This is a genomic window from Micromonospora sp. NPDC005087 (assembly GCF_042872965.1).
GTDB lineage: Bacteria > Actinomycetota > Actinomycetes > Mycobacteriales > Micromonosporaceae > Micromonospora.
Genome location: NZ_JBIALB010000001.1, coordinates 1 through 25,106 on the forward strand (window position 1 = coordinate 1; position 25,106 = coordinate 25,106).

A 25,106-nucleotide genomic window follows, 5' to 3' on the forward strand; every position below is an offset into this window, starting at 1 on the left:
TCGATGGCTCCACGTCCATATCCAACACCGTCCGGTATGGACGTTACGCCCGTGTCATCCCCACTCGGCCGCCGAACCTTGCTGAGATCACCTCACTGATCGTAATTGCCCTGCAGGGTGTCGCGCTTCGGCGAATGAGCCGCCCCGCCGAAGCGCGACACGCGTTCGATGACCTCCTGAGGCAAGCCGACATCCGAACGAGACGTTACAAACAAGACTTCGCCGCCTGGGCGCTTCTGGGAATCGCCCAGTGTGCCCGGGCCCTGGAGGCCGGCACGGAATCGACCGCCGCTGCGATCGCTGCCTTCGCGCATGCGCGGCATCCCCAAGCCGAACCAGCGCCCGCCCTCACGAGGCTTATGCTCTTTCTGCTCGAAACCATGGCAGCGGACGATGATGATCGCCAGACATTGCATCCCGCTCTTGACGATCTCCGGGGCGGTCTCGAACAGCAGTTGACCGGCGGTCCAACGAAGACTACCGACGACTAGCGTCGTGTAGAGGCTGTGTCGGGCGTCGCCTCAGCGGTCGCAGCGGCAGTCGGACCAGTGCTGGGCCTGGAGGGTTCCCGTAAGGCAGTGCAAGGCGCGCAGGGGGAACGGAGCGGGGCGCCCAGCCGGTGCCAGCTGTTAAAGATGCCGCGATGCGTTCGCGAAGCGCGACAGCGCGCGTCGTCGAACTCGGAAAGCAGGGAGTGAGCCTCCCGCTGGTGCTGTCCGGCCTCCTCGGAGCGGCCCGCCGCCGCCAGCGCGGCGGCCAGGTGGTCCAGCGTCAGGGCGAGTTGGCAATCGTCCCCGAGCTGCCGGTGAACCGCCGCCGGGCGCAGGTGGAGGACTATCGCCTCGTCCGCCTGCCCAAGCTCCCGGTATGCCTCACCGGCGCCATCGCCTCGCGGCTAGGGTCGCCGAGCTGGCGCTGAATCGTGGCCGCCCGGTGCACGGCCTCCAGCGCCTCGACCTGTCGACCGGAGGCGCGCAGCACTCACCCGTACTCCACCAGCCAGTGCTCCAGCCACAGCTGGCTCTCGCCCTCGGCGATGGCGATGGCCGACGACGGCAGCATCCACCCCGACCAGTGGCTGCTGCTCAGCACCGACGGCAGCAGCGGCTGGGTCATGAGTGACGAGGACGCCGCTGCCGAAGGGGACCTGCGGGTCGTGCACGCTCTCGAACCGATCAGCGGTGAGCTGCAGCTCGCGGTCGTACCGCCACCGGAGTGGGCCCGCGATTGGTGACCAGCTAAGCGCTTGCCGCGCGCCGCCGCAATCGTTCGACGATCGACGCAGTGCGATACCCCGGCAACTCGACCCGCACCACCTGCATGAACTCCTGCCGCAGCGCACCGAGGTCGACAGGGCGCTGGGCGAGTTCTGCGCACAGTTCGGCCAGCGGCCACGCCCTGTAGTGCCCGAAGCGAACGGCGTAGATGGCTACCGAGTGCAGGACGAAGGCATCTGAGTAGTCCAGGAGTACGTATCCCAACAGCTGGTCCAGATCCTCCCGGCGCAGCACCGCCGCCCGACTGCCGTCCGCCCGCGGCCTGGCGCCCTGCCCGGCCTTGAAGTCCACCAGCGTCCCACCGACAATCAGATCCGCGTCGGCGTGGATGTCCGCGCTGCCGTCGAACGTAGATCCAGTCGCGACCGGCCCGCCGGGCAATGCCGGCAGCAGACACTCTAAGGCGACATTTCGCATCGCAACCAGGTCGGCGACCTCGTCGACGTTAGCCAGCGCGAGCAGGTCCGCCGCGCTGCTGTGTGGACCCAGTCGCATCAGACGGGAGCCGTCGACGTGACGCGCCCGGTACAGCTCCGCCAGCAGAGCCAGCGCATACGACACTCGTGCCCACCACTCGTCCGACCGGTCACCGAACCCGGACGGGCGGATCGGCCCGAGGTGATTGCCGCTGTTGTCGACCGCGCCCAGATCGTGCAGCAGTTCCAGGCCAGCCCGTCCGCACGGCGCTCGCCCTGAGCGCAGCCCGGCCACCGCGAGCCTGACCGAAGGGGCCGGGTCGATCAGGAACCGCAACCACCAGTCGATAGCGGCGCCCTGCGTCCCCATCTCTACCGCCGAAGACGGCAGCACCCGGGCCGGGCCGGCCGCCTCCCGGTAATCGGCCTGTACGTCGTGGTGATGCGGGAACGTCGCGCGGAGCCAGCGGGCCACCGGGCTCCTGGCGTTCTTCACCTCATTGGTTAGCGCGGACACGGTGCTACCACCTCAACTGTTGGGAGGGCAGATTGACATATCGGTGAACACGCCACCTCTGCCGTCCCGCTGGCCGCTAGACCGTGAGAGTTTCGTCCTCATCCTCGGACAGATGGGCCTGCTCGTAGAACCACTGCAGGTGCTCCACTAGGCCCGCAGCGGCGGTGCTATCGGCGAGAACGGTCAGGGGGAAGCTCGGGCGCAGGGTGAGCTTCGCGGCGGCGATGCTCACGCCGGGAAGCTGGTTGAGTCGTTGCCGGAGCTGTTCGCGCAGCGTGACGTCGTCGAACGGCAAACGACTGGTCAGGTGTTGGAAGACCACTTCGGCTTTTCCGCTAGGATAGAGCGTCACGGGCCAGATGTCGCCGTCGCGGTGGCCGCGCTCGCGGGCCATGAGGAAGCAGGATGTCTCCGCTCCACCGCCGTAGAGGAGCGTGCCGCCCATCTCGGTCCATCGGTCGAGCAGCGTCAGCGTGGCTCCGGCGACGACCGGGCCCTGCAGCACCCCGAGCTGCTCGGTGAAGCGTTCGGCGCGGGACTGCCCCTCACCGGGTCGAGGTTGGGGCAGCCGTCGTGGCAACTCATCGGGGGCCAGCCCGGTCAGTTGTGCCAGCTCGTCGAGGTCGATGCGTTGGGTCCGGTCGGCCCGACCGTGCTGGTCGAACTCAACCCCTTCGGCACGCAGCGTCGCGACCGGGTCGTCCGTACGTCCATCCGGCCACCGAAAACCGGCAGCCATCGTTCCCTCGGCCTGCAGGACCCGATGGGTGTTCGGTACCGGAACGGCCCGCAGCCGGTTACCGACCGGCTGAGGCGCGGTGCCGATCAAGGCGGCGAGGTCCCCGTAGGTCGTCCAAGACCCGGCGGGCAACGCGGCGAGTGCCGCAGCCATCAGATCCCATCGCACCTCGGACTGATCAAGCGCCGGCCCGGTGGGGCCCGGCCAGAGGTTGATGATCCGCTCGGCGAGGGCGTCTGCGCGGGCGTGGATCTGCGGTCGTCCCCATCGTTCGCAGGCGACGATGTCCCGAGTTAGCCGGACTCCGCTCTTGGCGAGGTCGACCCGCTTGACGGCAAACGGGCTGTTGCCCAGCTCGACGTTGTACCCGGTCAGGGTGAGGTTGCCCAGGGTGTGTTTCAGGGCGTCATGCACCTCGACGACGTTCTCGTGCGGCTCAAGGTCCGCGGCGAGCATGTGCTGCCACTCCGGGCCCATGCTCTGTGGCAGCACGTGTTCGATGGTCAACTTCGCTGGCGAGACCGGCTCCTTACTGCCGTACGACTCCTCCAACCAGCGCAGCACCAGCGAACGCTGCGACGCCCGCCCGTTGGTGTAGAACGGCAGCGACCGGACCGCGTGGCACACGTCGGCGTCCGTCGCGTAGTACTTGCGTCCGTCTGACAGGTAGGCGTGTACCGCCTGGTCGACCGGCAGCTCCTTGTTCATCTCGGTGACGATGGATATCAAGTTGCGGTTGATGTTCGCTGTGGCACGGCCAATCAGCAGCCGCCGGACCAGGAAGCTCTCCAGGTAGCGCATCGCGGACGCGACCTGCTCACTGGTCGCGGTGCCCAGGCTGCGGCGGTCCAACAGGTGCAGCAGCACCGGGTACACGGTGGTGGTGCCCCAGGAATGCAATCGTTCCAGCCGGAACCGGACGTCCTTGTCCTGCTCCTTGTCGGGATGCAGGATTGCGTCCAGCAGCGCGCCGAGGCGGGCGAAGCGGCGCACCTCGGCCTCGATGTCGTCCTCAGTGTCCAGCGAGTCGAGCCGCGCCTGCTGCCGCGCGTACGTCTCGCTTTGCGTTATCCGAGGATCTCGGTGCACCAGGTCCAGCCAGAACAGGGTCTCCAGCTCTGCGGAATTGAGCCGCTTCTGCAACGGCAGCCAGTGCGCGTCGTAGACGGTCTTGCTGCGGTTCGGCAGGCGCATGAACAGGTAGTTGCGCAGCAGGTCGGCCTGGGTCAGCTTGAGGCCGGTGTTGTTCAGCGACTCGAAGATCCGGTAGACGTTGTCCTCGGCATGCGCGATGACCGAGACCAGCGCCAGACCAAAGATCACCGCGTCTTCCAGGCGTTGCACCTGCGCTGCGACCTTCGGTTCCGCCAGCCGGCCCCGGAAGAACTCGTACGCGGCGCCGACCTCGCCGCCGCCGGCCTGCGCCGAGGAATCCACGCAGGCCAGATACGCGTCGAGGTCTGCCTGGGTGGGGACGAGCTTCAACCGCCGCGTGGGCTTGTACCGGTTGATCAGATACTGGTCGTTTAGCCGGTCACGGTGCTCGTCGCCTTCGGTGGACACCCGGTGATCCCGGATGGCGCAGAGCAGGATGGACAACGTCGTCAACCGCTGTTGGCCGTCGACCACCAAGAACTCGCCGACACCGGCGGGACCGTTGTTGGGACTGGGAGCCAGCACCAGCGACCCGATGAAATGGGTCGTCTTTGGGTTTTCGGCCCGGTCCTCGGCGAGCCGGACGATGTCGTCCCACAGCCGTTCCAGCTGATGGTCCTGCCAGGAGTACGTGCGCTGGTAGAGGGGCACCTGGTATTGCTTCGCACCTTCGAGCAGGCCTTGCAGGGTCGTTTCTGCCGCTGCAACCATCGGAAAGCTGTCACCTCATCCGTTCCGGATCCGTTCCGGCACGCGATCATAAGACGGATCACAAAGAGTCGTACACCCTTTCACTGCTGTGCACAGGAGTGGTAAGGGATGCCTGGCCGCAACGTAGGTCGTGGTGGGGCCGCGTTCGGCGCTCGATCCGGCGCGTGTTTGTCGCGAATCTGACTCACCCCGCTGGCGGCGCTGTTGAGCAGGTCAGCGTAGGTAAGGGGTGAAGTAGCATGCGGCAGTGATCCGTTCATGAGGCCGACCATCGCCGCCGACACCCTGCGTCGGACCCTCACCCAGTACCTGACCACCACCTTCGGCCTGACCGAGGACGGCGTACGCCAGGGTCTGGAAGGCTTCCTCTCCCACCCCGAGCAAGGCATCTTCCGCGGCCCTTACCTGCGGATCCGCACCCCCTTCCGCCCGGCGGAGGGGGACTGGCGGGCGAACCTGGACTGGGCGCCGGCCGACTTCACCCCCTACCTGCACCAGGCGAACGCGTTCGCTCGGCTGTCGACGAAGGGCAAGGCCGCCGAGCCGACGCTGATCACCACCGGCACCGGCTCGGGTAAGACGGAGTCGTTCCTGATCCCGGTGCTCGACCACTGCCGGCGGCAGAAGCAGCAGGGCAAGGCCGGGGTCAAGGCGATCCTGCTCTACCCGATGAACGCCCTGGCGACGGACCAGACGCAGCGCATCAACGAGCTGCTCTCCGATCCGGCGCTCAGCCAGGTCACCGCCGGTCTCTACATCGGCGACGTCGCGGCCATCGAGTACCCGCATGTGTTCACCAAGCGGTCGGAGATGCGGCGCACGCCGCCGGACATCCTGATCACCAACTACAAGATGCTGGACCTGCTGCTCCAGCGCGCCGACGACCTGCCGCTCTGGGAGGGGGCCGAGCCGGCGTACGTGGTGCTGGACGAATTCCATACGTACGACGGCGCGCAGGGCACGGACGTGGCGATGCTGCTGCGCCGGCTCGCCGCCGCGCTCGACCTCGACGAGCCGGAGCGGCCGCTCGGGCCGATCTGTCCGGTGGCGACCTCGGCCACGCTCGGGGAGGGCGGCGGCCGGGACGGTCGTACCGCGATCCGTGAGGTCGCCGAGCAGGTCTTCGGCGTCGCCTTCGACGCCGGGTCCCTGGTGGGGGAGGACCGGTACGAGGCCGGCGAGTTCATCGCCCGCCAGGACTTCAGCCTGCCGCTTCCCACCCCGGAGCAGCTCGCGGCCGTCGACGACCGCGACCCCGAGCAGATGATGGCCGAAGTCGCCGAGCTGGTCCTCGGCGAGCAGTGTCTCGATGACCCGACGCGCCTCGGCGATCTGCTCCGCCAGCATCCGTTGACGAAGGCGGTGCTCGACTCGCTCCAGGCGAGGCCGTGCACCCTCGACGAGATCATCGATGTGCTGCCTCGCAAGAACGCCACCGGCTGGGGCAGCGTGATGAAGACCCCGCCCGAGATCACGGCGAAGGCTCTCGCCCGTTTCGTCGGCCTGCTCTCCGTGGCGCAGAACCCGGAGGCCCCCGGCCGCCCGCTACTGAACATTGAAACCCACCTGTGGGTACGCGCCGTCTCCCGCCTGCTGCGCGGCACCTCTCACCAGGCCGCCTTCGGCTGGTACGGCGAAGCGCCGCGTGAGCTGGACCCGTACGCCACCGACGCCGACGTGGTCGTGGCCGACAACCGCTACCCCCGGCTACCGGCCATCTACTGCCGGCACTGCGGCCGCTCCGGCTGGATGGCGTTGTCGCCGGAGAAGGACCCGCAGGAGCTGGAGACCGACCCGGACAAGATTTACCGAGCCAGCGTCGGTCGGGACAAGCGCCGGGTTCGCGCGCTGATCGCCGCGACCGAGGATGAGGTACGCCAGCGCTCCCGTGGCCTGTTGGTTCTGGAGTACGGCCGTCGGGTGCGCCCCTTCGACGAGCAGCGCGACCGAGAGCCCACCGACGACGCGATCGTCGTGCTCGGCGACGTTCTCGACATCGACGGTGCCGAGAAGGACCGCTGCCCGTCCTGCGAGCTGGACCACGGCATCCGCTTCCTCGGCGCCGGGCTGGCCACCCTCGCCTCGGTGGCGATCACGCAGCTCTTCACCGGTGGGGAGCTCGACGAGGCCGAGAAGAAGACGCTGCTCTTCAACGACTCGGTCCAGGACGCCGCGCACCGCGCCGGTTTCGTCGCCAACCGGTCCTACTCGTTCTCGCTGCGCTCCCTGCTCGCCAGCCGGCTGGAGGCCGGTGAGTCGATCGGGCTCGACGACCTCTTCGCCAGGATGATCGAGGCGGCGGCGCAGCCGGAGATCCTCTCCACGGTCGTGCCGCCGGACCTGCACGACCAGCCTGGTGTCGACAGCCTGCTCGCCGGCGAGCACACCGGCAGTCGGCAGACCTGGGAGCTCATCAGCGAGCGGCTTGTCTTCGCCACCGTGATGGAGACCGGGCTGCGCTCCCGCCAGGGCCGCACCCTGGAGTTGACCCGCAGTGTCGCCGTCGAGGTTGCCCTCGACGACCCGGCGCGAGCCGCCGCGATCTGCCGGGACGTTCACCTGACCGGCCCCGGCCACCTCGCCGGGACGCCGCCGGATGACGCCCGCTACCTAGCTTTCCTCCGTGGTCTGCTGGAACGGCTGCGTACTCGTGGTGCGGTTTACCACGAGTGGCTGGTGCCGTACCTGAAGCGCGGTGGAACCCGGTGGCAGGTCTGGGGCGGTCGCCCCGCCGGCATGCCCGCGTTCCCGAAGGGTCTGTCCGCGCCTGCATTCCTGCTCGCGACGCCGAAGTCCCGCTCGGAGTTCGACGTGATCACCGCGCGTGGCAACTGGTACCAGGACTGGACGTCCCGCTGTCTTGGCCTCGACCACGGCGACGCCGCCGGCTTCCTCACTCGCCTGCTGCCGGCACTCGCCGCCGCCGATGTGGTCGCCGTCGGCGACACCGAGGACGGCAACACGGTGTACGGGCTGATGCCCGGCCACCTGCGGGTGACCCGACTCGACGACGCGTCCGCCGCGGCGGCCGGGGTCGGCTGCGACACCTGCCACTGGCAGCAGACGGAGCACCCCGACCGGGTGGCGGACTGGATCGGCCAGCCGTGCCGGCAGTACCGCTGCCGCGGTCAGCTCCAGGCCGCCCACGACGACACCGCTGCCGACGACTACTACCGGCGGCTCTACCTCGACAGCCCGGTGTTCCGGGTAGTCACCGGCGAACACACCGGCATGCTCACCCGCGCCCAGCGGGAGACGGTGGAGAAGCAGTTCCGCGACGGCGAGCGCTACACCGACCCGAACGTCCTCTCCTGCACGCCCACCCTAGAAATGGGCATCGACATCGGAGCCCTCTCGGCTGTCGTACTCGCGTCGCTACCGCACGGCCCGGCCAACTACGTCCAGCGGGCGGGCCGCGCCGGCCGTAAGAGCGGCAACGCGCTCGTGCTGACCCTGGTCGGGCGGTCCGAGCGTGACCGCTACTACCTCACCGACCCGCGGGACATGATCGCCGGACAGATCGTCCCGCCCGGTTGTTTCCTCTCCGCCGTGGAGATCCTCCGTCGCCAGTACCTCGCCCACCTGATCGACCTGGCCGCCCGCGGCCGCCTGACCGGAGTGCTGCCGATGCCACGGCGGGCGCACGTGCTGTTCGGCCCGACCGGGTGGCTGACCGGCCTCGCTGAGGCTGGCCGACGCGACGGTGGCCGGCTGGTGGAGGAGTTCCTGACCCTCTTCGGGGACAAGGTCCTGCGGGCTGCCGCCGACCAGCTGCGTGAGTTCGCGGTGGACGGCATCGTCCACCGGGTCAAGGAAGCCGACGAGGTCTGGGAGTCTCGGCTGGCCGACCTGCGTCGCCGGATGCAGGAACTCGCCACGGCCCGGGGCACGCTGGTGCCCAGCGACCCGGACCACGCCCGCGAGATCAAGATGTTGAAGGCGGAGGAGAGTGCGGTCCGTCGCCGTCTCCGGGAGGTCAGCGCGGCCGCCGCGCACGGCACCCTGGTCGAGTTCGGTCTGCTGCCGAACTACGCGCTCATCGACACCCGGACCGACCTGGAAGCCACCCTGACCTGGGAGGACAAGACCGACGGCGACCGCCGGTTCCACAGCGAACTCCGCGAGTACGCGCGCCCCGCCCGCCAGGCGCTGGTCGAGATCGCCCCTGGCAACAGCTACTACGTGCGGGGCTACAAGCATGAGATCTCAGGGCTCGACGTCGGCCCGGCGGACCGGCCGGCGTACGAACAGTGGCGCGTCTGCGCCCAGTGCGGCTACGTCCGCACCCACCTGGCCAAGGAGGACACCAGCGCCTGCCCGCGTTGCGCGGACCCGGGCATCGCCGATCACGGGCGACTGTTCCAGGTCCTCCAACCGACCCGGGTGCTCAGCCGGGACAAGCGCGACGACGCCCGCATCCGTGACGACAGCGACGACCGGGACCGGCGCTTCTACGCCACCACAGTCGCCGTCGACGTCGACCCGGCGAAGGTCGATTCGTCCTGGCGACACGCCCATGACACCTTCGGTGTCGACTACAGCCGGCACGCAATGGTCCGTCACTTCAACCTGGGTGCGCAGCGCTACGACCGGGCAGCTGAACTCTTCGCGGGCGAAGAGGTGCGGATCAACCGGTTCCACGCCTGTACCTCCTGCGGCGGGACCACTGTTGATGGTGCCCCCGCGGTGAGCCAACAACTCGCCGCGCAGGCCTCCGGTTCGACCGTCGTGCAGGGCGCCGAACACCACCGCCCCTGGTGCCCGTACCGACGATCGCCGGCTGTCCCGGACACCCACGTGGATCTGATCCTGGCCCACGAGTTGGAGACCGAGGCCTTGCGCATCCTGATCCCCGCGGCGACCGCCGTGGTGCAGGAGCGCGTCGCGTCGTTCGCCGCCGCGATCCGCCTCGGTATCGCCGCACAGTACGGCGGCGACCCCGCGCACCTTCAGGCTGTGTCGGCGACCATGCCGGACGGGCAGAGCGACGGGACGCGCAACTTCGTGGTCGTCTACGACACCCAGCCGCAAGGCACCGGCTATCTGCACCGCCTGGCCAAGCCGGAGGAGTTCCGCGCGATCCTGGAGCTGGCGCGCCAGCGGATCGCCGACTGCGTCTGTCGACACGAAGGCAAGGCGGTGTGTCACCGCTGCCTCCTGCGTCACGCGCGCAACGAACACTTCGCCCTGATGAGCCGTGACGAGGCGTTGGGCATGCTGGACAAGCTCCTCGACAGCTGGGACGTCCAGGAGGGCACCCGCACGGACGAGATCTCGCTGATCCACCAGGTGGAGAGCGAGCTGGAGATGCGTTTCCTCACCAAGCTGCTGGCGCTTGGCGAGGCACCCAACTCAGGTCTGCGAATCGACCGGCGCACCGACCATGACGGTGCACGCATCGCCGACCTGCGGTTCGTCCGCGACAACGGTCAGAGCGTCACCCACTGGCAGATGAAGCTGCAGAACACGGTGCGAGGCACCCGGCCCGACGTGCACTTCAAACGCCTCGACGCGCCGTCCCCCGAGGTAGCGGTCTATCTCGACGGTTTCAAGTACCACGCCTCGTCCCAGTACAACCGGCTCGCCGACGACGCCGAGAAGCGTGCCCGACTGCGCGCCCACGGCTACCTGGTCTTCGCCGCCACCTGGGATGACGTCAAGACCTGGGGCAGCACCGACGGGCAGGGGCGGTGGACCCCGTACGGCGGGGTGAGCACGCAGTTCGCCCGAGACAAATACCGGCAGTCTCTGCCCGGCGTCGACCCGGATGAGCTCAAGGAGACCATCTGGGTCAACCCCATCGAACAGCTCATGCGCTTCCTCGCCGATCCGGATCTCACCCGCTGGCAGCGGCGGGCGGAAGCGGCTCTGTGGGGCATGCTCAAGCAGGCGCGGGACAACAGCACCACCGATTCCGCTGGCGTCGCGGAAAGGTTGACCGCCGCTCTGCGTGGAGGATCTCTGCCCCCGCCGACCGCGCGGCACATCATGGTCGCCCGAGCTCAGGACAACGCGGACTGTCCGGTGACAATCGTCCTCGATGCGCGCCCTAAGCCGTTGCCGGTCATGTCGGCCGTCGCCGTCGTCAACGATCTGCCGGCCGCGATCGCCGAGGAGGGGCACAAGGACCGCTGGGCCGCATGGCTTACCTGGGGCAATGTCATCCAGTTCCTCACCAACGGCGGCGGTGACGCCGGTCAGCTCGCCGTGTCCGCCCTCGACGAATTCGAGCCGGCCTCGATGGCGGTCACCGAGGGCACCGGACTCGTGCTGGCTCAACGCGCGCTGCCGCTCGATGAGGAGACGGCAACGTGGCTCGGCGTCGTGGCGCAGCCGGCAGCCGCCGAGCCCGAAACGCTCGACAAGGAATCCCCGTGGCGGGACATTCTGCGCTACCTGGACCCGGACGAGAACACCCTGGACCAGCTCGTCCAGCAACTTGCCCGGCAGGATCTGCCCGCACCGGTCGTCGGCTACGAGCTGGGTGATCAGGGCTGGCAGGCCGAACTCGCCTGGCCCGATCGACGAATCGCCATTGTGCTCACCGGCCGGTCCGACGACCCGGAGACGGAAGACCGCGATCGGGCTTACGCGGAGGCGGGCTGGCACGCCCGTACCGCTCGGGAATGGTCGGTTGACAAGTTGGTGGCAGAGATCAGGGCGACGAGCGGGGGAGAACGTCGATGAGCACCGGAGCAACAACCCTGCGGATGCTGGACCGCGCCGACAAGGAGGTCATGAAGCTCACCCGCGCCGACATCGGAGCGGTCTACGAGTTCATGCACAAGTTCCGGCACAATCCGGAGAATCCCGGGCTCAATCTCAAGGCGCTCAACAGGGAATCCCGGCTGATGTCCGCTCGGGTCAACAAGGACTACCGCGCCCTGCTGCTGCACATCGCCGAGCGCGACTACCTGCTCGTCGCGGTCAAGCACCGCGGCGAGGTGTACGACGACCTGACCCGATACGCGTACCGCATCAACCGGGTCACCGGCGGCATCGAGGTCATCGACATGGCACCCGTCGGTGACAGCATCATCGGCCGGGTCGTGCCGCCCGAGCCTGAGCCCGAGCCTGCGCAGAAGCCGCTTTTCGACGCGTACACCGACGCCCAGTTGCTGGAACTCGGCGTCTCCGAGCCGTTGCTGCCGCAGATCCGGGAGTTGACGACCGAGGCGCAACTTCTGGAACTGCTCGACCGGGCGCCGCAGCTCACCACCGATGTGCTCTTCGCGCTCTTCGACGGCACTCCCTACGACGAAGTACTCCAACAGGTCACCGACCCGGTCCGCGCCGATGAGCCGGTCGATCCCGAGGACTTCGAGGCGGCGGTGGAACGCCCCGCCACGCAGGTGACCTCTGACGACGAGGCGTTGCAGGCGATGCTCGGCGAGGCTTTCGAGCGGTGGCAGATCTTCCTGCACCCCACCCAGCGGAAGCTGGTCGAACGCCGTTACAACGGCCCTGCGCGGGTCGGAGGCGGTCCGGGTACCGGTAAGACGATCGTCGCCCTGCATCGGGTGGCGCACCTCGCCCGGCAGCTACCACCGGGGGTCGACAAGCCGATCCTGCTCACCACATTCAACCGGAACCTGGCAGCCGACCTGCGTACCCGACTGATGGCGTTGGGCGGGCAGGAGTTGGTGTCGCGCGTCGACATCGTCAACATCGACCGGTTGGCCAGCCGGGTCGTGGCCGAAGCCAAGGCAGGCGGCAGCCGTCGCGTCGTGGACGACAATCGCGTCCTTGAGCTCTGGGACGAGTTCCTCATCGAGACCGGGGAGACCGCCTGGGAGGCTGAGTTCCTTGCCGCTGAGTGGACCCAGGTGATCCTCGGTCAGGTACTCAACTCGCGGACCGACTACTTCAAGGCCCGCCGCCCCAACCGTGGCCGCACTCTCTCCCGGATCGAGCGGGACCAGATCTGGCAGCTGACCGAGCGCTTCACCACCTGGCTGGAAAACCGCGGCGTCTGGACCTGGCGCCAGGTGGCGCAACGGGCTGCCCGCCTCGAGATGGACCGCACAGCCCAGAACACCGGCGTCGCCGCCGAATCGTCCGGCGGGTTCTACCGCCCGCGCTACCGCCACGTCGTGGTCGACGAGGCGCAGGACCTCAGCGCCGCGCACTGGAAGATGCTGCGCGCCATGGTCGCGCCAGGCTCGGACGACATGTTCCTCACCGGCGACACCCACCAGCGCATCTACGACAACCACGTCACGTTGAGCAGCCTCGGCGTCAACATCCGCGGTCGATCGTCCCGGCTCACCCTGAGCTATCGCACCACCCGGCAGATCCTCGCCGATGCTCTGCAGATCATGACCGGCGAGGTGTACGACGACCTCGACGGCGGTGAGGAGGACCTGGCGGGCTACCGGTCGCTGCTACGTGGCGGCCGCCCGATCTTCCATGGTGCCCCGACCTGGGCGCAGGAACGGGACCTGATCGTCGAGCAGCTCCGCAGTTGGGGCAACCCGACCGACGGCTCGGTGGCCATCTGCGTACCGACCAAGGACCTGGCGGCGGACGTCATCAGCCGGTTGGAGGCTGACGGGTTGTCGGTGGTCGAGATTGGCCCTGACGGCCCGAAGCGGCCTGACGGCGTGCACATCGGCACGATGCACCGGTTCAAGGGGCTCGAGTACCAGCGCATGATTATCGCTGGGGTCAGCGACGGCTTGATGCCTCGACAGATGATCAACAGGTACCGGGACACTGACCCGAAACGCTACCAGCGTGAACGTCAGCGCGACCGTTCGCTGCTCTTCGTCGCCGCCACCCGTTCGCGCGACGAGCTTGCGGTGTTCTGGCACGGCACACCCAGCCCGTTCCTGACCGGGCGACTCGTACAGCGACAGCTAACCTGATGGCCGGCCCGTGCTCAGGCGGGGTCGACGCGCGATTCGTGGAGGCTGTGGGTGCAGGCGGGGGAGCGTATCGGTGACCGGTACGAGTTGACGTATCCGGTCGGTCGCGGAGGAATGGGTCAGGTCTGGGCCGGCTTCGACGAGCGACTCGACCGGCCGGTGGCGATCAAGTTTCTCCGGCAGTTGGACGTGCCGGAGGAGGAGCGCGAGACGGCGGGCAAGCGTTTCCGGCGGGAGGCGAGAGCGACCGCCAGGCTCGACCATCCCGGCGTGCCGGCCGTACACGACCTGGGCGTACACGGTGAGGATCTTTACCTTGTCATGCAGCTCGTGCCGGGGATCGTCCTCGCCGATCACATCGCCGAGCAGGAACAACTGCCTGTCGGCGAGGCGGCTTCCATCGCCGTGCAGGTCTGTTCGGTGCTCATGGCCGCCCACGCAGCCTCCCTCGTGCACCGTGACCTCAAGCCCCAGAACCTCATGATCACCCCATCCGGGGTAGTCAAGGTGCTCGACTTCGGCGTTGCCGCGCTGCTCGGGCCGGCCGAAGCGTCACGCCTCACCGCGACCGGCCGAACGCTCGGCACCCCCGCCTACATCGCACCCGAACAAGCCCAGGGTGGCCCGGTAGGGCCTGCGGCCGATCTCTACGCCCTGGGCTGCATCTTTTTCGAGATGCTCGGCGGTAACCCTCCCTATGAAGCGGCGAACGCCCCAGACCTGATGCGCCGTCATATCGATTCGCCAATCCCCATCATCACTGAGTATCGATCGGACGTGCCCGACGACCTGGCCCACCTCATCTACTGCCTGCTAGCCAAGGACCCAGCGGAACGGCCAGCGTCGGCTGACGAGGTTCGCCAGCTCGTCACGCCCTTCCTCGATAGCGGCGAATCTCCAGGGCTGGTGGCCGCCCGAACGGACATCAGGTTCTCCAGCGTTGCACCGCTCACCGCTCCCGTCTCGGTGCCGCCGCAGAGATCCCCGCAGAACCTGGTGGAGGTGCGGGCGCAGGCAAGGGAACTCGCCGAGAGCGAGCGTTTCGTGCAGGCTGCCGAGATGTTGGAGCGGGCTCTCCACGTGGTGCCGCAAGGCGGTGAGCGGCTCACCACCGAGATTGTGGCGCTACGAGTGGATCTCGCGAACCTCTTGATGCTCGCAGGTGACTTCCGGCAGGCCCGTCACGCCTTCGAGGCATTGGCCCGAGACCTGGACCAGCCCGGCGGGGAGCAGGATCTTGTCGAGGAGTGCCGACATCAGGCGATCGCCTGCCAGCTTGAGATGGGCGAGGCCACCGACGCCATCGATCCGCTCTCGATCCGCTAATTCATCCGAGACAGGCTATGCCCCTAGCCTGAAATCCTCCGCCACCTGCTGCTTACCAGCTCGCCCGCATCGGTGGTGTCGGTGTTGACCGGATGCACGCCCAACCCAAACCAAACCGGGGGCAGCCTCAACGTCCCTCGCGCTTGGCAGCCCCGATAAAGTCGGTCCATTCCTGAGCGGTGAAGGTAAGTAGCGGTCCCGTGACGTCCTTGGAATCGCGGACGGCAACGACGCCGGGGATGTTGGTGGCAACCTCGACACAGTTGCCGCCGTTGCCGCCGCTGCGGGTGCTCTTGCGCCAGACGGCGCCGGTCAGGTCAGTCATGCCGCATCTCCGCTATGACGCTTTTGATCATGTCCGTCGATTGTGCCTCATCGAGAGCCAGCCGCTCCAGACCACGCCATACGTCCCGGTAAGCAGCCAGTTCGTCAGGCTTGTCGAGGTAGAGCCCGCCAGTCAACGATTCGCTGTACGCCACCGACGGCTCTGGCGCAGTTCGTCCGCCGTTGGTCGCCGGGAAGTCGAGGATCACGAACGAGCCCGCGACCGCGCCGGAGTGTGGTCCGGCGGCGAAGGGCAGCACCCGCACGGACATGTTCGGCATCTCTCCGGCGTCCAGGAGCCGAGTGAGCTGCTCGACCATGACGTTCCGGCTGCCGACGGCCCGACGCAGCACCGCCTCTGAGAGCACGGCATCCAACCGGGGTGGCTGCGGCAGCCGCCGACTCAGCAAGCCCTGTCGTTGCAGCCGCACCTCCACCGACCTCTCGCGATCCTCTTCACCAACAGACGGTTGATCCAGTCGAGCGAGGCTGAGCGCATACTCCCGTGTCTGCAGCAGGCCGGGGATCAGCGTTTCCTCGTACTCCCGGAGGTGGGCGGCGGCAGACTCCAGCCCCACGTACAGCTCAAACCAGCTCGGCACCGCGTCCCCGTACGCGTGCCACCAGCCCTTCGACTTCGTCTCCGCGGCCAGCCCGCGCATCGCCTCGGTCATCTCGGGCGACACCCCGTACAGCTCGCACATCGCCTTGACGTCGAGCACCCGGACCGAGCCTTGGCCGCATTCGAGGCGCCAGATCTTCTGCCGGCTGTATTCGAGGGCCTCGGCGGCGGCGTCGAGCGTCACCCCGGCCTCGTTGCGGAACTGTCGCAGCAGCCGGCCGAGTTGCCGGCGCGGCACGGTCGATCCGATGTCTTCGGGCATCCGCACACTCCCTGGTTCCATCACGCAACACTGCGCGACCCGCTCCTGCAACTCCTACGGGTTTCAAAAAAGAAAGTCAATGCACAACGGCGAAATTGCGGTCTGGAACGTTGCGCTTCCACTGCGGACTGTCGCAGGCTAATCACAACGCGGCGGCCGGCCGGTCCCCCCGAGCGGCCGCCGTGCTCTCCCGAACACAACAGCCCCGATGCCGTACCGCTGATTGGAGCTGCGGTGCCAAGGCGCCACGGGATGGGTGGGCAAGCCCGCCTCCACGATCAGGAAGGCCGACGGACATGAACGCTCGCAACCAGCGACCAACCCCAGTTGGCGGTGGCGTGACCTACCGCTCCGCCGCGTACACCAGCCTGCTGCCGTGGCAGGTCCGCGAGCGCCGCTTCTCACCGACCGGGCTCGGGCGCCGCGGTCTGAACCCCGACGACGTGTACGCCTTCCTCGACCGGGTCGCCGTCGACATGGCCGCCGTCTACGCCGCTCTCGCCGAGAGTCGCCTCGAGACTGCCCGGATCAAGAACGCGCTGCGCCATTGGCAGACCGACCAGGCCCGTGCCCGCAACGAACGGGACAACACCCGATGAGCCAGCGGTACGTCATCCACCTGCCCGTCGTTGCCAGTGACCTGTCTGCCGCACAACGCCTGGCCCGGGTCATCGGCCGTTGGATGCTGGTGCTGCCGATGGTTGACACAGGGGAGACCACCGTCTCCGAAGAGGACCAGCAGTTCCTCCGGCACCGGGTCTTCTGCGACCTGCCGCTGCCTGCTGGCCGGCGCTGCGTCCTCCGCGACGGCCACGACGGCCCCTGCGCCCGCCGCCTGCACCGCTGACAGAGCCAGATGATCCGTCATCTCAACTGCCCGTTGAGCCGCGTGCGGTCGTGATCATCAGGCCGCTAACGTGCGCAGCACGGGAGGTGACGGGGATGGTCGTTCAGCGTTGGGACGCCTGGTTCGAGGAGGAGCACCTTGTCCTCCGGCGATGGCGGTTGCTGCCGTGGCCGAGGACCTACGTCAGGCGGATACCGCTGGCCGCGATCCTCGATATCGGGTCACTCACCGCGGCCGACCATGCGAAGCGACGCGCGCAACTCACCGTTCAGGACACGTCGGCACCACACCTGACCGAGGCCATCCCGGTCCGGTTCACGTCGGAGCAGTGGGCATTCGCCGGCTGGTTCGTGGGGGAACGGCAAGCGGTCCCGACCGAGCCGCCGCAACCCGGCGCGGGGATGTCGTCGCGAGGGGCGACCTCGCCCAGCCCGACTGTCGACGTGCCGGCACAGTCGCGGCGACGAGTGCAGCCGCCGGCCGCTCTGCAAGCCCATCTCTCTGCCAAGCCGGCGTCGTTCACGCCGTCGTCTAGACCAGCTACCCCGTCGACAACTCCAGTGATGCGAGCCGGCGATGGCAAGCGGCCGGTGTGGCTGTGGTCCCAGAACGGGAAGATCCACGCCTCCCTCGTGCCGGTAGCCAACGCCTCGCAACACCGGCTGGGCCCCGCCGATGTCGCCCATCTCCTGCTTGCTGACCCATTCAGGGCTATGCCGGCCATCCGTGCGTTGACCGGCGCGGCCGACAGCCAGCAAGCTCTGGCTCACCTAAGGAGCTGGCAGCGGTCAGACCGGGTCGTGGTTGACCTGAGTGCGTCCGACGTCGCGGGGCGGCGGGTCACGGAGGCGCTGCAAAAGCCGGGCCGGAGCAACCCGGACGGCAGCGTGCGGACCGTGTCCGGCGGCCTTCCGAGTCTGAACAAGCGCCGCCGATGAGCCTGAGCCAATGAGACGCCGGTCGCACATGGATAGCGGAGCCGGTCCTCGGAAGCGATGCCGGCGTCTCCGTCGTTCCTCAGGCGGTCACCAGCCGACGCCGATGCCGTCGAGGAGGTTGACGAGTTCGTCGTCGCGGGTCACCTCGTAACCACGCTCGCGCAGCTCCGCGACCAGTTCAGCCTCGCCGTCGAGCGGAACCTTCAGGTACTCACCGTCGTGAACCGTGAGCACGACTTCGCCGTACCTGTCCTGCAGGTCCTGCGGCAGTACGTCGAGCGCCCGCACCGTGACCATCTTGGGCCAGTCCCCGTCAACGATCGCACCCAGCTCGGTGATGTCGAAGGGCTTGTCGTCGGCGTGGTCGTCCTTAGGCTCGTAGTAGTCAGGGCCGGCCGGGTTCCACAGGTGGGTCATCTGAACCTGCCGGGCCTCGCCCCAGGTCCGCGCTGAGGCAAGCGCCCTGATCTCCGCGGCCTCCCCGGCGGCGGTAGGGGCGTCGATGAAGGCGAGGCAGTCGTGATTGGTGGCGTGGCCGTAGACCAGGTGCTGGTGGTGCGTTGTCATGGCGCACATCCTGCCTCAGGCGTACGACAACCAAGATCGTCTTACGGCCGGGGCCCTCTCCGCCGGTCGGGTGACCGCTAGGCTGGCCCTCCCTGGTCTCCCCACCTGGAGAAACGCCCATGTCCGACAGCGTCTTCGCGCAGTTCACCGCCGCCGACGACCAACTCGCCGTCGCGTTGCCTGATGCGAAACGCGCTCCGCGAGATCATCGACGTTGAGGGACCAGTGGAACAGCACAGGTTCGCACGCCTCGCCCTCGCGCGGTTCGGCTTCCTCCGAACACGCGAGGACCGACGTACCGCCGTGCTCGCGCTCGTGGTCTCCCGCCGCCTGTACACACACACGACCCTGGGCCGGTACGCCTGGCCCGATGGCGTCGACCCGCAGACGTACCGGGCGTACCGGGTCACTCAGGCAAGCAACGACCGGGCGTTCGAGGAGGTGCCACCCGAGGAGGTGGCCAACGCCTTCGTACACGTGCTGGAGAGCATGTCGAGCATGGACGAGGAGCGGCTGCTGCGCGCCGACCTGGAGCGGCTCGGCTACCGTCGGCGCACCGACAAGATCGACAAGCTGCTCCGGTACGGGCTGCACGTCGCCGTGACCAGCGGTCGCCTTCGCTTCGACCAGGAGGGGCGCCTGACCCTCGGCTGATGAGCATCACCAGGCGATGGCGTCGCGGACCAGCAGCCTGACGGCGGCCACCAGACCCGCCGATCCCTCGGTGATCGCGGCCAGCGTGCCCGCGCCCTGGGCGAGGCCGGTAAAGGCCTGCTGTTGCTCGCCCGCCCAAGCCCGACAGGCGGGGCCAACGCTGCCGCGCCCGCTGGTGCCGTCCATCGGAATGTCGAGGATGTCGCCGGAACGCCCTTGGTGATTCGCCCGATGGGGATGAGGCAGCCTCACCCCCTGTCCCGGGAGGCTGTCGAGGTACCAGTTCGCTCGGCACTCGAGACGCGATGTGTGCGATCGCGGCGCCTTGAGGTCAGGGGCTCGTAACCGGCAGTTCGACGGCGATCGGGCCGGAGAGGAGAATTCAGGTGGAATACGAGGATTTCATCAACGCAGTGGCCACGCGGGCGAAGGTGTCGACCGATCAGGCGGCGACACTCAGCCGCGCGACGTTGGAGACGTTGGCAGACCGGATCAGCGCCGGCCAGGCTGAGAACCTTGCCTATCAGCTTCCCGGAGGGCTTGACGATTCCCTGCGTAATCCGCCACCACGTAGAGCGGAACATGCCAAGCCGTTCGGGCTCGACGAGTTCGTGCGGCGGGTGGCGGACCGCCCGTCCGTCGACCGTGCGCTCGCCGCTGCCGGCGTCGGCGCGGTGCTCACCACGCTCCGTGAGGCTGTTTCCCGTGACCAGTTCGAGGACGCGGTGGCCCAACTTCCGAAGGAGTTCCAGCAGGTGATCGAACCGGTGGGAGCCGGTGGCGGGCAGCGCCCCGGGTAGCACGGACGGACGCCGCGACGCACCCCGACTGGTCCGGAAGGAGAACTGGTGAACTACGCCGAGTTTCTCGAAGCGGTGGGGAAGCGGGCGCGAATGCCGGCGACGGAGGCGGCGAACGTCGTCGGAGCCACCCTGACGACCTTGGCGGAAGGGGTCAGTGGCGGCGAGGCGCGGCACCTGGCCACGCAGCTCCCCGAGGAGTTGCGGGGGTACCTGCACAAGGACGTGGACTTCGCCGAACGGATCGACCTCGTGGAGTTCCTCAATGAGGTGGGGGCGCGCGCGGGAACGGATGGCGACCGGACCGCTGAGGTTGCCCGCGCCGTGTTGACGACCCTGCGCGAGGTGGTGAGTGCGGAAGACCTTGGGAACCTGGAATCCGAGCTGCCAATGGACTTCCGGCGGCTGCTGCGTCCGGTGGATCGCAGCGTCGGGGCCTGAACCGAGCCACTTCCTGGCCCGATCCGGGTACGGTGCGCGGGTGGAGGTTGGATTCGCCCCGCCCGTCTCCGGCTCGTGGGCCACACCAGAGTGCATGATCCACGTCGCCCGCCGCGCCGAGCAGCTCGGATACCACTCGCTCTGGACGTTCCAGCGCCTCCTGGTCCCCGCCGACCTCGGCTGGAGCGAGACCTACCACAGCGTCCAGGATCCGCTGACCACGCTGGCGTTCCTGGCGGCCCACACCACGCGGGTGAGGCTCGGCGTCGCGGTGCTCAACATGCCGTTCATCTCTCCGGTGCTGCTGGCCAAGCAGACCGCGACCCTCGACATCCTCGCCGGCGGACGGCTCGACGTGGGACTGGGCCTCGGCTGGGCGGATGAGGAGTATCAGGCGACGGGGGTGAGCAAGCATCGGCGGGGCCAGCGGGCCGAGGAGTTCCTCGCCGTTCTTCGTACCCTCTGGCAGGACGACGTCGCCGAGCATCGCGGCGAGTTCTACCAGGTCCCGCCGACGCGCCTGGAGCCGAAACCGGTGCAGCGGCCACACCCGCCGATTCTGCTCGGCGGCCAGGCGCCCGCCGCGCTGCGCCGGGCCGGCCGGCTCGCTGACGGCTGGGTCAGTGGCAGCCAGGCGGACCTGACGGGCATCGGCGAGGCGGTCGCGACCGTCAAGGCCGCCGCCGCGGAGGCCGGCCGCGATCCCGGCTCACTGCGATTCGTCTGCCGCGGCGCGGTCCGCGTACGCCCGACTGGCCTGCCCGATCGTGAGCCGCTCACCGGCACGCTCGAGCAGATCCGGTCGGATTTGGGCAGGCTTGCCGAAGCCGGCATCACGGAAGTGTTCGTCGATCTCAACTTCGATCCGGAGATCGGCTCACCTCGCGCTGACGCGCAGGCGTCGCTTCGTCGGGCCGACGAGGTGCTCGACGCCCTCGCTCCGACCCGCTGATCGGGCGCTCACCCGGCCGGGTTGGCTGCCGCGTCCGCCGCGGACCACGCCGACCAGCCGGTCACCTGGATCGCGATCATCGGTCCGGCTGGTGGCTGCTGGACGTACTGCGGGTACTTGTCGGCCAGCGCCGCGCGGGCCGCGGCCTCCTCCGCGCGGTCCTGCACCAGACGGCCGTGCCCGTCCAGCCGGACCCACCACAGCCGCGACCAGTCCTCGTCGTACTCGTCGACCAGCAGGCAGGCGTGCCCCGTCGCCCGGATGTTCTCCAGCCGGCGTAGCCGCCGGTGGCGCTTGGGCTTCTCATCCACCGCGTGGTAGACGACCTCGTCGAGCAGCACGAAGCACACGGGCACCAGATGGGGACGCCCATCCGCTGCGACGGTGGCCAGCCGGGCCACCCTGGCCGACCGGACCCGATGCCGGATCTCGTCGGCAGGCACAGGCCCGACGGTAACAGCCGACACCGGTCGTGATGACTCGTTGTGGTCACCGGGCGTCGTCGAGCCGGTGGGTGTGCCGGCGCCGCACGTGGGTACGCCCTGCCGATCGGACCCGGAGGAGGCGTGATGGCGAGCGAGGCGCCCGACTACTTCCAGCCTGAGGCTGGGCTGGTGCTAACGCATCTCCTGATCGTGCGGGATGTGGACCGGTCACGGGAGTTCTACCAGCGGGTGCTGGGAGCGACGGTGGTGCGGGAACGCCAGCCGGCGATCCTGCGGTTCCACAACAGCTACATCGTGATCAACGACGAGGGTGGTCCGACCGACGACAAGCCGGGTGTGCAGGCGCAGGCGCCGCCGGATTCGCGGACGCTCAGCAGCGCGATGAACATCCGGGTCACCGACGTCCGGGCGGTCTATGAGCAGTGGCGGTCACGGGGTGGGGAGTTCCTGACCGAGCCGAAGGACCATGGCGTCGAGATCCGGTGCTACCTGCGTGATCCGGACGGCTACCTGATCGAGCTCGGCCAGGGCACCGGGATCCTCGCCGAGATGGGTCGCGCAGCCACTGCCTGAGCCTGACGACAGGCGCCGCCGGCACCCCTGGTCACGGCCAGACCAACCATCGTGATCGGGCCCCCGGTGATCAGGGCGAGACTCGTACCTCTACCGAGCTGATGAACCACCGGAAGTCGGACGTGCTGTCAATGGACACGTCGTTTGTGCCGCTGATGTCGAACGAACGCGTCCCGGCGCACACGATGACGGACTGACCCGCGGGCACCGGTCCCGCGCTGAACAGCTGCGCGAAGTAGTGGGCGCCACGGGTCAACTTCACCTGCAGGAAGCTCTCGTCATCGTCGGTCTCCTCGTCGAGGACCGACATCTGGGCATATGAGGGCTCGGACACGTTGGGATGCAGGACGTCGAGCATCAGGAAGTTCCGCTGGCCTGTGCTGGAGTTCGACCATCCCCATTCGTCTTCTGTTTCCAAGCGGTGCGTTGCCTCGACGCACTGCGCGTCGATGAGGACCTCGACCAGGCCGGTGGTGGGCGGCACGAAGGCGAACGCGATGGCGCTGAATGCGTCACCGGACGCGTAGTCGAAGTCGCCGGCGTCGCTGTTGTCCATCGTGATCGAGATGCCCACGTCTCCGACCGACGGGTTCAGCGTGTGAATCCGATCAACGACGAAGTTGTCGTTGTGCACCGGGATGAAGCCGAAGTTGAACCCGAAGAACGGCGGCCGGAACACTTCCCACCGGTGCGGGTCCTGGCTGTCGTCGGGTTCGAAGACTCCCCAGGGGAGCGCGCGATCGTGGAACGGAGACAGGCTCAACCATTTGTCGAGGTTGTTCGAGAGGTGGAATCCGTTGCTGATGTTGTCGTCGACCGTGAAGGCGTCGGTTAGTGAATCGTGGTATTCCGTCGCTATTGCGGCAATGGCCTCGCGCCTGACGTCTCGACTTCGCAGGAATGCGTCGGCCTTGTGTTTCCTGGCTTTGTTGAGTTTCGCGTAGGGCGACCTCAACCCTTGGGGCGGCTGAAGCAGGTCACGAAAAGTCAACCGTTCCTGCCGCATCAGTTGCCTCAAGTCCGCCCAGTTGTCGTCTCCGAGCAGGCGCTGCAGCCGCTGGCTTGCCTGAGCCGACAGTTTCGCGGCCTTGCTACTGCGCTTTTTGGTGATCGTCTGGAGGCGCTGCTCACGCTCCTGCGTTGCCCCGTCCGCCGATCGCTGGGCTTCCACGGGAAACTGGCGAAAATTGCGAACTATTTTATAGGTACTGACCACGTGAACCACCCCACTAAAACGTTGCCTACATGCTGCGTCACATTTGTCTGGCTGGCCATACGGGTTCTGCTATGTATGCAACGCCGCATATGCTGCCAATGGCATTAATCGGTCTATTGCTCCTGATGGCCCTGCGTCGCCGCTGGCCTCGCGTCACCTGCGCGACGAGGGATCCGCGCGACGCGCCCGTCGAACCGCCCAGAGGATGCCTTGGCAGGCCACGACACCGGAGCCGGCGTTCAGCACGGCCAGCCCGGACGCGGCAGCGATCGAGCCCGGCTCGATGGTCATCGTGCCCGTGACGACGAGCAGTATCGGCCAACCAACGGCGGCGATCAGGAGCGGCAGCCACCACCAGCGCCCGAGGAGCAGGCCAACGAGGACCAGGGTCGGGATCATGGCACGGCCCCCTCCACCGATCACGCTCAGGGAACGTGCGAGGCGTACGTCGACTGGCCCGGATCAGACCTGCGTGATGACGTTCTTGCCGTACGAGGAGAGGGTCTTCTCCTTGTCGTCATGCATGAGGTAGAGGGCGAAGTTGTGCACCCCGATCTCCTTGAGCTCCTGCAGCCGGTCGACATGGGCTGACTCGGGGCCGACGAGGCAGAACCGGTCGACGATCTCGTCGGGCACGAAGTCGGTGGACGGATTGCCGGCGCGGCCGTGGTGCGCGTAGTCGTAGCCCTCGCGCCCCCTGATGTAGTCGGTGAGCGCCTTCGGCACGACCCCGGAGTCACCGTAGCGGGCGACCAAGTCGGCCACGTGGTTGCCGACCATGCCGCCGAACCAGCGCAGCTGATCCCGCTGGTGCGCGAGGTTGGTGCCCACGTAAGCCGGCGCGGCCACGCACATCGTGATCGAGTCGGGATCTCGACCTGCTGCGGTGGCCGCGTCGCGTACCGAGCCGATCGTCCAGCGGGCGATGTCGGGGTCGGCCGTCTGCAGGATGAAGCCGTCGGCCTGTTCGCCGACCAGCCGCAGCGCTTTCGGGCCGTAGGCGGCCATCCAGATCTCCAGCCTGCCGTTACGCACCCATGGGATGCGTACCGGCGTGCCGTGGTGTTCGACGTCGCGTCCCTCGGCCAGTTCCTTGATCACGCGCATGGCGCTTGCGAGGGTGGCCAGGCTCGCCGGCGGTTGGCCGATGACTCGGCGGGCCGAATCGCCGCGGCCGATCCCGCAGACGGTGCGGTTGCCGAACATGTCGTTGAGCGTGGCGAAGAGCGACGCGGTGACCGACCAGTCGCGGGTGCTCGGGTTTGTCACCATCGGCCCGACGATCAGGTGTTTGGTTGCGGCGAGGACCTGCGAGTAGATGACGAAGGGCTCCTGCCACAGCACGCAGGAGTCGAACGTCCACCCGTAGCGGAACCCGTTGTCCTCGGCGGCGGTGAGGCCGGCCACGACGTCGCGCGCCGGCGGGTCGGTCTGGAGTACGACACCGAAGTCCACG

At 67.9% G+C, this 25,106-nt stretch carries 24 protein-coding genes; 13 read left to right on the forward strand and 11 right to left on the reverse strand.

The genetic code is table 11. From position 1 onward, the window contains the following. Both ACFYPS_RS00005 and ACFYPS_RS00010 read left to right on the forward strand, forming a co-directional pair. Positions 1-491 (forward strand): hypothetical protein (locus ACFYPS_RS00005; RefSeq protein WP_387321908.1); only part of this gene is annotated, 491 nt, incomplete at its 5' end. Positions 492-643: 152 nt separating this feature from the next. Next, positions 644-919, forward strand: coding sequence for a hypothetical protein (locus ACFYPS_RS00010; protein WP_387321909.1), 276 nt, complete (start codon positions 644-646; stop codon positions 917-919). Positions 920-981: 62 nt separating this feature from the next. On the opposite strand, the gene ACFYPS_RS00015 is transcribed toward ACFYPS_RS00010, so the two are convergent. The 3 genes from ACFYPS_RS00015 to ACFYPS_RS00025 form a co-directional block, all read right to left on the reverse strand. Continuing rightward, the gene (locus tag ACFYPS_RS00015; protein ID WP_387321911.1) at positions 982-1,116 is read right to left on the reverse strand and encodes a hypothetical protein; all 135 of its coding nucleotides are present in this window, start codon (positions 1,114-1,116) and stop codon (positions 982-984) included. A gap of 122 nt (positions 1,117-1,238) precedes the next feature. After that, positions 1,239-2,168: a hypothetical protein gene (locus tag ACFYPS_RS00020; protein ID WP_387321913.1), complete on the reverse strand. Its 930-nt coding sequence runs from the start codon at positions 2,166-2,168 to the stop codon at positions 1,239-1,241. Positions 2,169-2,286: 118 nt separating this feature from the next. Next, the gene (locus tag ACFYPS_RS00025) at positions 2,287-4,815 is read right to left on the reverse strand and encodes a DUF262 domain-containing protein (RefSeq protein WP_387321916.1); all 2,529 of its coding nucleotides are present in this window, start codon (positions 4,813-4,815) and stop codon (positions 2,287-2,289) included. 258 nt (positions 4,816-5,073) lie between these two features. Here ACFYPS_RS00025 and ACFYPS_RS00030 point away from each other — a divergent pair, with 258 nt between their 5' ends. Genes ACFYPS_RS00030 through ACFYPS_RS00040 form a run of 3 tightly spaced genes read left to right on the forward strand, consistent with a single transcriptional unit; the run spans position 5,074 to position 15,008 of the window. Next, a complete protein-coding gene (locus ACFYPS_RS00030; protein WP_387321919.1) occupies positions 5,074-11,502 on the forward strand; it encodes a DEAD/DEAH box helicase in 6,429 nt (2,142 codons plus the stop codon). Beyond that, the gene (locus tag ACFYPS_RS00035) at positions 11,499-13,682 is read left to right on the forward strand and encodes a UvrD-helicase domain-containing protein (protein WP_387321921.1); all 2,184 of its coding nucleotides are present in this window, start codon (positions 11,499-11,501) and stop codon (positions 13,680-13,682) included. Before ACFYPS_RS00030 ends, ACFYPS_RS00035 begins: the two co-directional genes overlap by 4 nt. Positions 13,683-13,733: 51 nt before the next feature. After that, positions 13,734-15,008, forward strand: coding sequence for a protein kinase (locus ACFYPS_RS00040; RefSeq protein ID WP_387321923.1), 1,275 nt, complete (start codon positions 13,734-13,736; stop codon positions 15,006-15,008). 127 nt (positions 15,009-15,135) lie between these two features. Here ACFYPS_RS00040 and ACFYPS_RS00045 read toward each other — a convergent pair whose 3' ends face one another. Next, the gene (locus tag ACFYPS_RS00045; protein WP_387321925.1) at positions 15,136-15,333 is read right to left on the reverse strand and encodes a DUF397 domain-containing protein; all 198 of its coding nucleotides are present in this window, start codon (positions 15,331-15,333) and stop codon (positions 15,136-15,138) included. Further along, entirely contained in the window at positions 15,326-16,216 is an 891-nt protein-coding gene (locus tag ACFYPS_RS00050; RefSeq protein WP_387321927.1) for a helix-turn-helix domain-containing protein, read from the reverse strand. The genes ACFYPS_RS00045 and ACFYPS_RS00050 overlap by 8 nt, the downstream gene beginning before the upstream one ends. 296 nt (positions 16,217-16,512) lie before the next feature. On the opposite strand from ACFYPS_RS00050, the gene ACFYPS_RS00055 reads away from it, so the two are divergent. From ACFYPS_RS00055 to ACFYPS_RS00065, 3 genes are all read left to right on the forward strand, one after another. Further along, complete coding sequence (locus tag ACFYPS_RS00055; protein ID WP_387321929.1) at positions 16,513-16,815, forward strand: DivIVA domain-containing protein; 303 nt, start codon at positions 16,513-16,515, stop codon at positions 16,813-16,815. Then, complete coding sequence (locus ACFYPS_RS00060; protein WP_387321931.1) at positions 16,812-17,063, forward strand: hypothetical protein; 252 nt, start codon at positions 16,812-16,814, stop codon at positions 17,061-17,063. Before ACFYPS_RS00055 ends, ACFYPS_RS00060 begins: the two co-directional genes overlap by 4 nt. Before the next feature lie 95 nt (positions 17,064-17,158). Further along, positions 17,159-18,001, forward strand: coding sequence for a hypothetical protein (locus tag ACFYPS_RS00065; protein ID WP_387321934.1), 843 nt, complete (start codon positions 17,159-17,161; stop codon positions 17,999-18,001). An 87-nt stretch (positions 18,002-18,088) separates the two neighbouring features. Here the strand turns inward: ACFYPS_RS00065 and ACFYPS_RS00070 are convergent, their stop codons facing one another. Next, positions 18,089-18,568 (reverse strand): hypothetical protein, encoded by a 480-nt coding sequence (locus ACFYPS_RS00070; protein ID WP_387321936.1) that lies wholly within the window; start codon positions 18,566-18,568, stop codon positions 18,089-18,091. A gap of 183 nt (positions 18,569-18,751) precedes the next feature. On the opposite strand from ACFYPS_RS00070, the gene ACFYPS_RS00075 reads away from it, so the two are divergent. After that, positions 18,752-19,222, forward strand: coding sequence for a hypothetical protein (locus ACFYPS_RS00075; RefSeq protein WP_387321938.1), 471 nt, complete (start codon positions 18,752-18,754; stop codon positions 19,220-19,222). A 6-nt stretch (positions 19,223-19,228) separates the two neighbouring features. On the opposite strand, the gene ACFYPS_RS00080 is transcribed toward ACFYPS_RS00075, so the two are convergent. Further along, on the reverse strand, positions 19,229-19,408 hold the full coding sequence (locus tag ACFYPS_RS00080; RefSeq protein WP_387321940.1) for a hypothetical protein: 180 nt from the start codon (positions 19,406-19,408) through the stop codon (positions 19,229-19,231). Positions 19,409-19,608: 200 nt separating this feature from the next. Between ACFYPS_RS00080 and ACFYPS_RS00085 the strand changes: the two genes are divergently transcribed. From ACFYPS_RS00085 to ACFYPS_RS00095, 3 genes are read left to right on the forward strand one after another with little or no spacing between them, the layout of a single operon-like run. Next, a complete protein-coding gene (locus tag ACFYPS_RS00085) occupies positions 19,609-20,022 on the forward strand; it encodes a DUF2267 domain-containing protein (RefSeq protein WP_387321942.1) in 414 nt (137 codons plus the stop codon). Between the two features lie 48 nt (positions 20,023-20,070). Next, complete coding sequence (locus tag ACFYPS_RS00090) at positions 20,071-20,463, forward strand: DUF2267 domain-containing protein (RefSeq protein ID WP_387321944.1); 393 nt, start codon at positions 20,071-20,073, stop codon at positions 20,461-20,463. Between the two features lie 40 nt (positions 20,464-20,503). Continuing rightward, positions 20,504-21,415, forward strand: a complete 912-nt coding sequence (locus ACFYPS_RS00095; RefSeq protein WP_387321946.1) for a TIGR03619 family F420-dependent LLM class oxidoreductase — start codon at positions 20,504-20,506, stop codon at positions 21,413-21,415. Between the two features lie 8 nt (positions 21,416-21,423). Here the strand turns inward: ACFYPS_RS00095 and ACFYPS_RS00100 are convergent, their stop codons facing one another. Next, the gene (locus ACFYPS_RS00100; protein ID WP_387321948.1) at positions 21,424-21,858 is read right to left on the reverse strand and encodes a TIGR03668 family PPOX class F420-dependent oxidoreductase; all 435 of its coding nucleotides are present in this window, start codon (positions 21,856-21,858) and stop codon (positions 21,424-21,426) included. Between the two features lie 126 nt (positions 21,859-21,984). On the opposite strand from ACFYPS_RS00100, the gene ACFYPS_RS00105 reads away from it, so the two are divergent. After that, a complete protein-coding gene (locus tag ACFYPS_RS00105) occupies positions 21,985-22,434 on the forward strand; it encodes a VOC family protein (RefSeq protein ID WP_387321951.1) in 450 nt (149 codons plus the stop codon). A gap of 70 nt (positions 22,435-22,504) precedes the next feature. On the opposite strand, the gene ACFYPS_RS00110 is transcribed toward ACFYPS_RS00105, so the two are convergent. The 3 genes from ACFYPS_RS00110 to ACFYPS_RS00120 all read right to left on the reverse strand — a co-directional run bounded on the left by ACFYPS_RS00110 (position 22,505) and on the right by ACFYPS_RS00120 (position 25,105). Then, on the reverse strand, positions 22,505-23,650 hold the full coding sequence (locus ACFYPS_RS00110) for a hypothetical protein (RefSeq protein ID WP_387321953.1): 1,146 nt from the start codon (positions 23,648-23,650) through the stop codon (positions 22,505-22,507). Between the two features lie 153 nt (positions 23,651-23,803). Then, positions 23,804-24,049 (reverse strand): hypothetical protein, encoded by a 246-nt coding sequence (locus ACFYPS_RS00115; RefSeq protein WP_387321955.1) that lies wholly within the window; start codon positions 24,047-24,049, stop codon positions 23,804-23,806. Positions 24,050-24,112: 63 nt separating this feature from the next. After that, positions 24,113-25,105 (reverse strand): TIGR03842 family LLM class F420-dependent oxidoreductase, encoded by a 993-nt coding sequence (locus ACFYPS_RS00120; RefSeq protein WP_387321958.1) that lies wholly within the window; start codon positions 25,103-25,105, stop codon positions 24,113-24,115. Position 25,106 lies beyond the last annotated feature (1 nt).

Excerpts from the sequence above, each read along its gene's own strand:
- ACFYPS_RS00050 (WP_387321927.1), bottom strand. The coding sequence starts at position 16,216 with ATGCCCGAAGACATCGGATCGACCGTGCCGCGCCGGCAACTCGGCCGG.
- ACFYPS_RS00060 (WP_387321931.1), top strand. The coding sequence starts at position 16,812 with ATGAGCCAGCGGTACGTCATCCACCTGCCCGTCGTTGCCAGTGACCTG.
- ACFYPS_RS00105 (WP_387321951.1), top strand. The coding sequence starts at position 21,985 with ATGGCGAGCGAGGCGCCCGACTACTTCCAGCCTGAGGCTGGGCTGGTG.
- ACFYPS_RS00030 (WP_387321919.1), top strand. The coding sequence starts at position 5,074 with ATGAGGCCGACCATCGCCGCCGACACCCTGCGTCGGACCCTCACCCAG.
- ACFYPS_RS00035 (WP_387321921.1), top strand. The coding sequence starts at position 11,499 with ATGAGCACCGGAGCAACAACCCTGCGGATGCTGGACCGCGCCGACAAG.
- ACFYPS_RS00025 (WP_387321916.1), bottom strand. The coding sequence starts at position 4,815 with ATGGTTGCAGCGGCAGAAACGACCCTGCAAGGCCTGCTCGAAGGTGCG.
- ACFYPS_RS00045 (WP_387321925.1), bottom strand. The coding sequence starts at position 15,333 with ATGACTGACCTGACCGGCGCCGTCTGGCGCAAGAGCACCCGCAGCGGC.
- ACFYPS_RS00070 (WP_387321936.1), bottom strand. The coding sequence starts at position 18,568 with ATGACAACGCACCACCAGCACCTGGTCTACGGCCACGCCACCAATCAC.
- ACFYPS_RS00055 (WP_387321929.1), top strand. The coding sequence starts at position 16,513 with ATGAACGCTCGCAACCAGCGACCAACCCCAGTTGGCGGTGGCGTGACC.
- ACFYPS_RS00015 (WP_387321911.1), bottom strand. The coding sequence starts at position 1,116 with ATGACCCAGCCGCTGCTGCCGTCGGTGCTGAGCAGCAGCCACTGGTCG.
- ACFYPS_RS00080 (WP_387321940.1), bottom strand. The coding sequence starts at position 19,408 with ATGGACGGCACCAGCGGGCGCGGCAGCGTTGGCCCCGCCTGTCGGGCT.
- ACFYPS_RS00010 (WP_387321909.1), top strand. The coding sequence starts at position 644 with ATGCGTTCGCGAAGCGCGACAGCGCGCGTCGTCGAACTCGGAAAGCAG.
- ACFYPS_RS00115 (WP_387321955.1), bottom strand. The coding sequence starts at position 24,049 with ATGATCCCGACCCTGGTCCTCGTTGGCCTGCTCCTCGGGCGCTGGTGG.
- ACFYPS_RS00065 (WP_387321934.1), top strand. The coding sequence starts at position 17,159 with ATGGTCGTTCAGCGTTGGGACGCCTGGTTCGAGGAGGAGCACCTTGTC.
- ACFYPS_RS00075 (WP_387321938.1), top strand. The coding sequence starts at position 18,752 with ATGCGAAACGCGCTCCGCGAGATCATCGACGTTGAGGGACCAGTGGAA.